Genomic DNA, 10281 nt, shown 5'->3' with positions numbered 1-10281 from the left:
GTCGAGGTGATGTCCGCAATCGCCTCGGCGGTCAGGTTCTTGACCGTTCCTTCCGTCGCCCCCTGGCTGTCGACCAGCTGGTAGTCGGCCACGCCGGCTTCGCGCAGGAAATCGCGGACCAGGCGGTGATACTTGGTGGCGATCCTGAGGCGGTGTCCGTGACGACGACGGAAGTCGGCGGCGGCTGCGTCCAGATCGTCGAGAGAGTTCACGTCAACCCAGAAGGCAGGCACGGCAATGATGAGGTCTGCGAAGCCGAAGCCCATGGGTTTGAGTTCAGTGACCACGTCCGACCACGATGGGATACGCTCTCGCACGAGGTCGCTGCCGGTTACGCCGAGGTGGATGCGCCCCGCCTGCAATTCGCGCGGGATCTCTCCGGCGCTGAGTAGCACAAGGTCCACATCCGCCCCGTCAACATGGGCGGCATATTCCCGGTCCGACCCGCTGCGCCGCATGTCAATGCCGCGTTCGGCGAACCAGTCGAAGGTCTTTTCCATCAGCCGGCCCTTGGAGGGCACGCCCAGTTTCAAGGTCATGCCAGGCCCTCCCGCAACTGTTGCACCAGTTCGGGCCGGACGACGCCGCCAACGGCTGGGATTTCCTGCCCCCGCCCAAGCACGCGCGTCAGCGCATCGTAGCGTCCGCCCGATGCGACCGGGGGCAGGTCGGGGCGGCCCTCGGCCATGAAACCGAATACGAACCCGTCGTAATATTCCATCGTGGTGCGGCCATAGCTGGCCTCGAAGGGAAGGTCATCGACGAGAATGCCAGCGCGCTCCAGCGCGTCCATCCGGCGGGCCATCCGCTCGATGGACGGCGCAAGGCCCGGCAGGTCGACGGTGATGTCGTGCAGATGCTGATGGGCATTTGCCAGGGTTTCCCGGATCGACAGGATCGCGTCGAGCAGTTCCGCTTCGCCCTTGCTGATCGGCGGCTCGGCGGCGTCCTGCTGAAGATGGATGATCCGGGCCAGGATATCTGCGCGGCTGCGCAGGCCGATTTCAGGCCCTGCGCCATCCAGAACGGCATCGGCGCCGTTCGCGGCCACCTTTGCCAGCAGCGCAATCCGGGCCGGGTCCGGCGCGACGCGCCCGGTGAACCGGTCCAGCAGGGCACGGAAACGCCGGGGCCGCCAGATATGGCGCATGAGCGCGCCCTTGCGGCGCTCGGTGGTGCGCAGGGTCTGCACAGCTGCCGTCAGAATGCCGATATCGCCCGTCGCGGGCCGCAGCCCGAGCGGAGACAGCACCTCGGCAAAAAGCGCGAAGACCTCGGCATCGGCGCGCTCGGGGTCCTCTCGGTCGAAAAGCTCGTAACCCACTTGGAGGTATTCCGTCGCGCGGCCCGATCCGGCCTGCTGCTTGCGGAAGACCTCACCCAGATAGGTATAGCGGGCCGGTTCGCCGCCATGTTCCATATGCATCTGGACCACGGGCACGGTGAAGTCGGGGCGCAGCATCATCTCGCCCCGGTCCGGGTCCTGGGTCACGTAGGCCCGCGCCCGGATATCCTCGCCATACAGGTCCAGCAGCGTTTCGGCAGGCTGCAACAGGTCTGCGTCCACCGGCAGGGCACCAGCGGCCTTGAAAAAGGCAAAGAGCCGTTCGGCCTCTGCCCGGACGGTGACCTTGTCGCTCATTTGCCCCGGTCCAGGATGGCGCGCACTTCGGCAACCAGGTCGGCCACGGGCACCTCGCGCTGCGCGGGCTGCGATTTCCATTCCTCAAGACTTGCTTCCTGCGCGATCTGTGCGCCAAGGATCAGGTCCTTGATCTGCACAACGCCGCGTTCTGCCTCGTCAGAGCCCTGGATGATCGCCACCGGGCTTTCCCGCTTGTCCGCGTATTTCAGCTGGTTGCCGAAATTCTTGGGATTGCCCAGATAGACTTCGGCCCGGATGCCCGCGTTGCGCAGCTCGGTCGCCATGCGCTGATATTCGGCCATGCGGTCGCGATCCATCACGGTCACGACGACGGGGCCCTGTTGGGTGCCGCCGATCCGGCCTTTTTCCCGCAGCGCGGCAAGCAGGCGATCGACGCCGATGGAGACGCCCGTTGCCGGCACGGCCTGCCCGGTGAAGCGCTTGACCAGGTCGTCATAGCGCCCGCCGCCCGCGACCGAGCCGAACTGGCGCGGGCGGCCCTTGTCGTCGAGCACCTCGAAGGTCAGCTCCGCCTCGTAGACAGGGCCGGTATAGTAGCCGAGCCCGCGAACGACCGAAGGGTCGATAACGATGCGGTCGGGGCCGTAGCCTTGTGCTTCGAGAAGGGAGGCGATGGTTTTAAGCTCTTCGACACCTTCCGCGCCGATGCCCGACACGCCGATTGCGGCGCGAAGGTTGGCCAGCGTTTCCTCGGCGTCTGCACCCTTTGACGTCAGGAAGGCGATGACCGGTTCCGCCTGGTCGTCCCGTAGTCCGACGCCGTCGATATAGGCACCCGAGGCGTCAAGCCGGCCCTTGCCAAGAAGCTCACGCACCCCGGCTTCGCCCACCTTGTCGAACTTGTCGATGGTGCGCAGCACGTTGTTGCGGGTATCTTCGTCGTCTCCCACGCCCATGGTTTCCAGAACGCCGGTCAGAACCTTCCGGTTATTCACCCGCACGATGTAATCCCCGCGCGGGATGCCCACGGCCTCCAGCGTGTCGGCCAGCATCGCGCAGATCTCGGCATCGGCGGCAACAGAGGGCGCGCCAACGGTATCCGCGTCGCATTGGTAGAACTGGCGGAAGCGGCCCGGCCCGGGCTTCTCATTGCGCCAGACCGGCCCCATCGTAAAGCGGCGGTAAGGCGCGGGCAGGTCATTGCGGAACTGGGCCGCGACGCGGGCCAGCGGCGCGGTCATGTCATAGCGCAGCGCCATCCATTTGCCGTCATCCTCCTCCTGCCAGGCGAAAACGCCGGCATTGGGACGGTCCACGTCGGGCAGGTATTTGCCAAGCGCCTCGACGGTTTCCACAGCCGAGGTTTCGAGCGGATCGAAGCCGTAGCGATGGTAGACCTCGGCGATGCGGTCCAGCATCTCCTTGCGTTCGGTCACCTCGGCGCCGAAATAGTCGCGGAAGCCCTTGGGCGTCTCTGCCTTGGGGCGGGGCTGTTTCTTTTGCTTGGCCATCGCTGCTATCCCTTGGGATCGGGGTCCGCGAGGCGTCTAGCCCAGAGGGCGCTTGGGGGCAAGGCGGCGCTCTGGTCTTTGGACGAAAAGGCCCCTAGGTAAGGCGCATGAGCAACGATACCCGACTCGAGGAAATGCTGGCCCACCTGTCCCGTCAGGTGGAGGAACTTTCTGACGTGGTCGCGCGGCAGGATCGAGAGATTGCCACGCTCACGCGGCGGGTGGAGATGCTGATGCACCGCGAGGCCGAGCGCGAGTCCGAGATGGGCGGCACCGTTCCGATGGCCGATCAGAAGCCGCCGCACTGGTAGCGCGCCGCCAACTTGCCTGACGGGACGACCCGGACGATTGCGCCCGATGGCTCCCTCAGGCCGTGGCCGGGCCTTTCTGGATGTGACCGTCGGGCTTGGGGAAGGGCACGAGTTTGCCCTGCTCTTCATCCCAAAGCTTCAGCGAGAAACTGCGGATCGCCTCGGGCCAGCGGATCGTGGGCAGGTCGAAGTCCTCGCGGATCGCCCGGTGACATTGGCGCAAGCGGTAGCTGGGAATGTTCGCATTGAAATGGTGGATGTCGTGATAGGCGATGTTGCCCGTTGCCAGATCGAACCACCATCCAAGGTCGAGCGCAGAGGAGCCTTGCAGCGCCGCGAGATCGTGGCGCAGCTCAGGTCGGCGGTCCCAGTAGGTGTCCTCGAAATTGTGCTGGAGATAGACCAGGAATACCCCGGCGCAGGCGGCCACCAGGACCGTCCAGGCGTAGATGATCAGCGCGGGCAAGCCGCCCAACCACCACAAGAGTGCGATCCAGCCCAGCAACAGCGCGTCATGGACAAGAACCCCGACCGGGCCGATGCGCATCGTGTTCTTGGGCCAGCGGTAGCGGATCGCGTAGACGAAGAGCCCGCCGATCGGGATCAGGAGGAACGGGTTGCGATAGAGCCGGTAGACAAGCCGCTTGCCGGGGCTGGCCGCCTGCCATTCGTGCAGCGTCATCGTGTGGATCTCGCCCGAGCGCCGTTCCTCCAGGTCGCCCAGGAACCTGTGGTGTTCATTGTGGTTGACCTGCATGACCCGATACGGGGTCAGCGTGAAGGTCGACAGGCCATAGCCCGCCCAGTCATTCATCCAGCGCGCCGAGAAGAGCGAATTGTGCCCGCAATCATGTTGCAGCACGTAAAGACGCACGCCCGACAGTGCGTTCACCACGACAAGCGGGGCGGCCTGCCACCATGTGCCGTAGAATTGCACGGCCAGGACAAGCGTCACGAAATAGGTGGCGAAGGTGCCGAAATAGCTGACCGAGGCGAGCGCGTCGCTGCGCTGGCTCCAGGCCCGTGTGACTTCTCTGATCGACGACATCGGTGCAGTCTCGTGCTGTGATGACGCGCAGGGCTGAAGGAGTGCCCTGCATGGTTGAACTCAACTCGTGGGGGCGACTGTTTCAAATAACTTTAACGAAAATATAACGCATCAATCGCGCCCGGTCCAATTTCCCGTAGCTGCGGGGACGCTCATGCCGCGACGGGCTCGGGCCTGCGCGGGCGCGAGCGGGTAAGGATCAGCACCATGATGCCCATGTTGAGCACGTTCCAGGCAATGCCGTTCAGGAAGGCCATCTGGTAGCTGCCCGTCACGTCGTAAATCCATCCCGACATCCACCCGCCGAGCGCCATGCCCCCGATCGTCGACATCATGACCAGCCCGACGCGCGCGCCCGCTTCGCGCGGCGGAAGGTATTCGCGCACGATGATTGCATAGCTCGGGACGATCCCGCCCTGGCTGAGCCCGAAGACGAGGCTGACGATATAGAGTGGTGTGAGCCCCGAGCTTGGGAGGTAGAGAAAGAGCGCGATGCATTGAAGGGTCGAGCCGATCAGCAGGGTGGCGATCCCCCCGAGCCAGTCGGCCAGCATGCCCGACAGAAGCCGCGAGGCCACCCCGCCAAGAAGCATCAGCGACAGCATCTCGGCCCCGGCGGCGGGGCCATAGCCCAGGTCCGCGCAATAGGCCACGATATGAACCTGGGGCATCGACATCGCGACACAGCAGCCAATCCCGGCGATGGCCAGCAGCCAGGTCAGCGTATTGGGCGAGAAGCTCACGGCCTTGGCGCGCAGCGCCGCAGAGGTTTCTGCCTCGGCGCGGGCGGCCTCTGGCACGCGGGCGCGCAGGAAGAGCGAGAGCGGTATCATAACGATCAGGGTCGTTGCGGCGATGATCAGGTAGGCGGTGCGCCAGCCCTGAACGGCCAGGATGTCGGCCAGGATGATCGGCCAGATTGCCCCCGACAGGTAGTTGGAGGATGCCGCGATGGCTACCGCGATACCGCGGCGGCGCAGGAACCAGTGCGAGATATCGGCAATAAGCGGCCCGAAGCAGGTTGCGGTGCCAAAGCCGATGGCCAGTTGCAGGGCGCTCAGGGTCGCGATGTTGGGCGCGAGTGCCGCCCCCGTGAACCCCGCTGCAATCAGCAGCGCCGAGCCGATCAGCGACAGGGTGATGCCCCACCGGTCTACCGCGCGCCCGATGAAATAGTTGCCTAGCGCGAAGCCCACCATGGTCAGCGTGTAGGGCAGTGACGCCTCGGCCCGGTCGACGCCGAATTCCGTCTCGACGGCGGGCAGGATCACGATAATCGCCCACATGCCGACATTGCCCACCAGCCCGATCGTGAGCGAGAGCGCAAGACGGATCCAGGAACTCCGCGAGTCGAGGGTGGAGGCGGCTGTCATGGCGCGGACGTTATGCAGGGCGAGCGGACTTGGGAAGGGAAAAGGTTGCAATTGAAATGACCCGGAGATCGCGCAGGCGTGACCGGGGCGGCGCGCGGGCCCACTGGTCGCAAGACCGCTTGCACCCCATCTATGAGCCACGGCATTCTGGTCGGTATCGAACAAGGGAGACGCGCGATGTTCCTGCTGAAGTCAAAGAAGATGGAAATGGTTCTGGCAAACGAGGCCCTGCCGGGACGCTCTGCCGCCATTCCGACCGCCGAGACGCATTTCCTGTCGGGCCGCCCGCTGACGCTCGATGTGCCGGAGGGCATGGAGGTGGCGATGTTCGGCATGGGCTGTTTCTGGGGAGTCGAGCGGATCTTTTGGCAACTCGACGGCGTTTGGCTGACCATGGTTGGCTACGCGGGTGGTCACACCCCGAACCCGACCTACGAGGAGGTCTGCACCGCCAAGACGGCACATAACGAGGTGGTTCGGGTCGTCTATGACCCGAAGGTGATCGGCTACGATACACTTCTGAAGGTGTTCTGGGAAAATCACGACCCCACGCAAGGCATGCGCCAGGGCAACGACATGGGCACGCAGTACCGTTCCGGTATCTACACGTTCAACGAGGCGCAGAAGGCGGCAGCCGAGGCCAGCCGGCCCGCGATGCAGGCCCGTCTGACCGAAGCGGGTTTCGGCGCGATCACCACAGAGATCCTGCCCGCGCCCGAGTTCTATTTCGCTGAGGACTACCACCAGCAATACCTGGCCAAGAACCCCTCGGGTTATTGCGGCATCGGCGGCACCGGCGTGAGCTGCCCCATCGGTCTCGGCGCCTGACGGCGCCGATCCGCGAGCGGCCCGCCTCACCCCCCGCTTGCGCGGGGGCCTCGGCGGACCGCAGCTGCCGCGATGGGACCGAGAGGGACGGCCCATCAAAGCGGCGGGTCCGATCTGGTGAGAGCGGTCGGAGCGAGTATTTGAGCCAAGAAGAAGCATCATTGTGTTTTCGGGTCGATCCGCCTAAGCGGGGCAGGATTGCAGGAGACAGCCCATGCCGACCTTTACCGCCCTCACCACGCTGACCGCGCGCGAAAACGCGGAGGCCCTCGGGCTGGCGCTGGAAGCGCTGGAGCCGGAACCCACGGGCGTTGGCGTCTTCGAGATGGAGGATGGATCGGGCCTTTGGGAAGTGGGAGCCTATTTCGTCGACGCGCCCGATGAGGTCGGTCTGGCCCTTCTGGCGGCGGCGCATTCCGCCAGGCCCTTCGTCGTGTCGGAGCTTCCTGAAACCGACTGGGTCGCCCATGTGAAGCGCGAGTTGCATCCGGTCGAGGCCGGGCGTTTCTTCGTCTATGGCAGTCATGACGCCGAGAAGGTGCCGAGCGATCGCATTCCGCTGCTGATCGAGGCGGCCATGGCCTTTGGAACCGGGCATCACGGCACCACCAAGGGGTGTCTTGAAGCGCTGGAGCGGCTGATTGTGGCAGGTGAGGTCAAGTCCAACACCGTCGATATCGGTTGTGGCACCGCCGTGCTGGCGTTGGCGGCGGCCAAGGTCTGGCCCGAAACGGTGCTGGCCTCGGATATCGATGAGGTCGCGGTGGACGTGGCCGAGGCGAACGTGACTGCAAACGGTGAAGCCGGGCGGGTGCGCTGCCTTGTTGCGGCGGGCTTCGATCACCCCGATCTGCACGCGGCCGCCCCCTTCGATCTGATCTTCGCGAATATCCTGAAAGGGCCGCTGGTTGAACTCGCCCCCGATGTTGCCGCCCATGCGGCCAAGGGCGGGCATGTGATCCTGTCGGGGCTGCTCAACGAACAGGCCGAAGAGGTGATCGCCGCCTACGAGGCCGAAGGCTTTGCACTGGAACACCGGGCAGAGCTAGGTGAATGGACCACGCTGACGCTGCGGCGCTGATCGGCACAGTTTTGCCACATTTCCGGCTATACTCACGCGCCGAGGTGGGGGGAACTCGATGAGGTCCCCATGGATGCCAATTACAACCGTTTCCAGGACCGGCTGCGCCGGATCGAGGGCGCGCACGGGCCGGGTGCCGCGGCCGGTCTGACCGTGCGTTCCGATGGGCTGGTGGTGCCGCGCAAACGCCCCAGGCTGAAGCTCGGGGTGCCGTGGCGCAGCCTGATGCTGGCCGCGATCTGCTGTTTCCTGCTGAAAGGCTTCATGATCTGGCACCAGGGCGAGGCTGACTATGCCGCGCGTCTGACCGACCTCGAGTCGCAGGGTGGTGGGCACGCGACCGCTGCCTGGTTGCTGTCGATGGATCCGGTCTCGGTCGCGATTGCGGGGCTGATGACCGATGTGATCGGCCAGCCACCTTCCTGACCGGCCCCGAAATGAAAGAAGCCGCCCCGAACGGGACGGCCTCTTCCAGGGAGAGTTTCCTGCGGTGAAGCAGGGATCAGCGGTAAGAACCGCTTGCGATCCCTTCGATATCACCGCGGGTCAGGCCCAGATCGTCCAGTTCACGATCGGAGAGAGCCTCAAGCGCTTGACGGGTGACCCGGGCGTCATTCCAGGCTGCAATCCGGCCCACGAGAACGGACAGGATCGAGGCGACGCTGAAGCCGGCGCCGACGGTGCGGTTGGTGACGGTAGCCATCTGTGTAATCCTTCCAGACAGGGTGGAGTTGCGTTGTTTGCTGAGGCGGCAGTTAGGCGGCTTTCATCGCCCGATCAATAGATCGCAACTGCATAGGTCTCATGCATTTTCTGCATAGGTCGATATCGGCGTAACGGCATGAAATACTGGCAAAAAATCGCCGCATTTCCTGTCGGAAGCGGAAAAGGGACTTGTCCGGAATCGACATCTTCGGCGGGGCCTGTCGCTTTTGTCTGAAACGATGACGAAAACCGACTTTGTCTGGTCAATGTTCTCGTTTCGTGCTAGTGCTGCAAAAAAGTCGCAGAAAATATGCGGGGCAGGGCACAGATGCGCATCATTGGGATTGATCCGGGGCTGAGGAACATGGGCTGGGGCGTGATTGATTCGCACGGCTCGCGGCTCAGCCATGTCGCCAACGGCACCTGTCACAGCACCGGGCAGGACCTCGCGGCGCGGCTATTGTCCCTTCATCGGCAGCTATCCGAGGTGCTGGCGCGCTATGCGCCCGACCAGGCTGCCGTGGAACAGACCTTCGTCAACCGGGATGCCGTTGCGACGCTGAAGCTTGGCCAGGCACGGGCGATTGCCCTGCTGGTGCCCGCCGAGGCAGGCCTTCCGGTGGCCGAATACGCCCCCAATGCGGTCAAGAAGACGGTGGTCGGTGTGGGGCATGCGCACAAGAACCAGGTCGAGCACATGGTGAAGATGCAGCTTCCCGGCGCGAAGCCGTCAAGCGCGGACGCTGCCGATGCACTTGCCATCGCGCTTTGTCATGCCTTTCATGCCCAGACCGCAGGACGGTTCGCGGCGGCGCTGGAGGCTGGAAAATGATCGGGAAACTGACGGGCCGGGTGGACTACAAGGGATCGGACCACGTTTTGCTGGATGTGAACGGGGTGGGCTACGTGGTCCATTGCTCTGACCGGACCTTGGCGGCCCTGCCCGGCAAGGGCGAAGCGGCGGCGCTGTTCACCGAGCTGCTGGTGCGCGAGGACTTGCTGCAACTCTTCGGCTTCACCACTTTATACGAACGCGAATGGCACCGCCTTCTGACCAGCGTGCAAGGCGTGGGCGCCAAGGCGTCGATGGCGATCCTGGGAACGCTCGGCGCCGAGGGGGTTGCGCGGGCGATTTCGCTTGGCGATGCGGCGGCGGTGAAGGCCGCGCCCGGCGTAGGCCCGAAACTGGCGCAGCGCGTGGTCAACGAACTCAAGGACAAGGCGCCAGGCGTGATGGCCATGGGCGGCGAGGTGATCGAGGCCATGGGCGATGCTCCGGCGACCACTCCGCCCCAGACTGCGGCGGCAACGCCTGCCCCCGCCATACGCCCCTCTTCGTCGTCGCAGGCCGAGGCCCTGTCGGCGCTCAAGAACCTCGGCTATGCTCCGGCAGAGGCCGCGATGGCTGTGGCGCAGGCCGCAGGCGACACGCCCGAGGCCGAAACGCCCGCCCTCATCCGCGCGGCGCTAAAGCTGCTGGCCCCGAAGGATTGAGATGACCGAACCCGACCCGACCCTGCGCGCCACGCCGCTGCCCGAGGACCAGAGCCCCGACCGTGCCTTGCGTCCGCAGGAGCTGACCGAGTTCATCGGTCAGGAAGAGGCCCGCGCAAACCTGCGCGTATTCATTGAAAGCGCCCGTCGCCGCGACGAGGCGATGGACCATGTCCTGTTCCACGGGCCGCCGGGTCTGGGCAAGACGACCCTGGCGCAGATCATGGCGCGCGAATTGGGCGTGAACTTCCGCATGACCTCCGGCCCGGTGCTGGCCAAGGCGGGCGACCTTGCGGCGATCCTGACCAACCTGGAATCGCGTGA

The 10281-nt window shown here is 64.9% G+C and carries 13 protein-coding genes; 7 read left to right on the top strand and 6 right to left on the bottom strand.

The genetic code is table 11. The features are described 5' to 3' along the window. The 3 genes from hisG to hisS all read right to left on the bottom strand — a co-directional run. Window positions 1-539 (bottom strand): ATP phosphoribosyltransferase (gene hisG / locus ACEQXV_RS00640; protein WP_370267389.1); only part of this gene is annotated, 539 nt, incomplete at its 3' end. Next, a complete protein-coding gene (locus ACEQXV_RS00635; RefSeq protein ID WP_370267387.1) occupies window positions 536-1642 on the bottom strand; it encodes an ATP phosphoribosyltransferase regulatory subunit in 1107 nt (368 codons plus the stop codon). The genes ACEQXV_RS00635 and hisG, both read right to left, overlap by 4 nt. Further along, window positions 1639-3117 (bottom strand): histidine--tRNA ligase, encoded by a 1479-nt coding sequence (gene hisS / locus ACEQXV_RS00630; protein WP_370267386.1) that lies wholly within the window; start codon window positions 3115-3117, stop codon window positions 1639-1641. The genes ACEQXV_RS00635 and hisS overlap by 4 nt, the downstream gene beginning before the upstream one ends. A gap of 107 nt (window positions 3118-3224) precedes the next feature. Between hisS and ACEQXV_RS00625 the strand changes: the two genes are divergently transcribed. Beyond that, window positions 3225-3428: a SlyX family protein gene (locus tag ACEQXV_RS00625; protein ID WP_370251596.1), complete on the top strand. Its 204-nt coding sequence runs from the start codon at window positions 3225-3227 to the stop codon at window positions 3426-3428. A gap of 55 nt (window positions 3429-3483) precedes the next feature. Here ACEQXV_RS00625 and ACEQXV_RS00620 read toward each other — a convergent pair whose 3' ends face one another. Both ACEQXV_RS00620 and ACEQXV_RS00615 read right to left on the bottom strand, forming a co-directional pair. Continuing rightward, a complete protein-coding gene (locus tag ACEQXV_RS00620) occupies window positions 3484-4476 on the bottom strand; it encodes a fatty acid desaturase (RefSeq protein WP_370267385.1) in 993 nt (330 codons plus the stop codon). 152 nt (window positions 4477-4628) lie between these two features. Further along, entirely contained in the window at window positions 4629-5849 is a 1221-nt protein-coding gene (locus ACEQXV_RS00615; protein WP_370251600.1) for a CynX/NimT family MFS transporter, read from the bottom strand. 177 nt (window positions 5850-6026) lie between these two features. On the opposite strand from ACEQXV_RS00615, the gene msrA reads away from it, so the two are divergent. From msrA to ACEQXV_RS00600, 3 genes are all read left to right on the top strand, one after another. Continuing rightward, the gene (gene msrA / locus ACEQXV_RS00610) at window positions 6027-6677 is read left to right on the top strand and encodes a peptide-methionine (S)-S-oxide reductase MsrA (protein WP_370251602.1); all 651 of its coding nucleotides are present in this window, start codon (window positions 6027-6029) and stop codon (window positions 6675-6677) included. A gap of 214 nt (window positions 6678-6891) precedes the next feature. Further along, window positions 6892-7758 carry a 50S ribosomal protein L11 methyltransferase gene (locus tag ACEQXV_RS00605; protein WP_370252056.1) on the top strand — a complete coding sequence of 289 codons (867 nt, stop codon included), beginning with the start codon at window positions 6892-6894 and terminating at the stop codon, window positions 7756-7758. 69 nt (window positions 7759-7827) lie between these two features. After that, the gene (locus tag ACEQXV_RS00600; protein ID WP_370252058.1) at window positions 7828-8184 is read left to right on the top strand and encodes a hypothetical protein; all 357 of its coding nucleotides are present in this window, start codon (window positions 7828-7830) and stop codon (window positions 8182-8184) included. Between the two features lie 76 nt (window positions 8185-8260). Here the strand turns inward: ACEQXV_RS00600 and ACEQXV_RS00595 are convergent, their stop codons facing one another. Next, the gene (locus tag ACEQXV_RS00595) at window positions 8261-8461 is read right to left on the bottom strand and encodes a DUF1127 domain-containing protein (RefSeq protein WP_370252060.1); all 201 of its coding nucleotides are present in this window, start codon (window positions 8459-8461) and stop codon (window positions 8261-8263) included. A 330-nt stretch (window positions 8462-8791) separates the two neighbouring features. On the opposite strand from ACEQXV_RS00595, the gene ruvC reads away from it, so the two are divergent. The 3 genes from ruvC to ACEQXV_RS00580 all read left to right on the top strand — a co-directional run. Then, window positions 8792-9295 carry a crossover junction endodeoxyribonuclease RuvC gene (ruvC, locus tag ACEQXV_RS00590; RefSeq protein ID WP_370252062.1) on the top strand — a complete coding sequence of 168 codons (504 nt, stop codon included), beginning with the start codon at window positions 8792-8794 and terminating at the stop codon, window positions 9293-9295. Continuing rightward, window positions 9292-9957 carry a Holliday junction branch migration protein RuvA gene (gene ruvA, locus ACEQXV_RS00585; RefSeq protein ID WP_370252064.1) on the top strand — a complete coding sequence of 222 codons (666 nt, stop codon included), beginning with the start codon at window positions 9292-9294 and terminating at the stop codon, window positions 9955-9957. Before ruvC ends, ruvA begins: the two co-directional genes overlap by 4 nt. Window position 9958: 1 nt before the next feature. Further along, window positions 9959-10281 (top strand): AAA family ATPase (locus ACEQXV_RS00580; RefSeq protein WP_370267383.1); only part of this gene is annotated, 323 nt, incomplete at its 3' end.

The sequence above is a fragment of the Nioella sp. genome (genome assembly GCF_964229645.1).
In the GTDB taxonomy this organism is placed as follows: Bacteria; Pseudomonadota; Alphaproteobacteria; order Rhodobacterales; family Rhodobacteraceae; genus Nioella.
The sequence above is the reverse complement of the archived record's forward strand: the minus strand, read 5'-3'. Positions and strand labels throughout refer to the sequence as shown.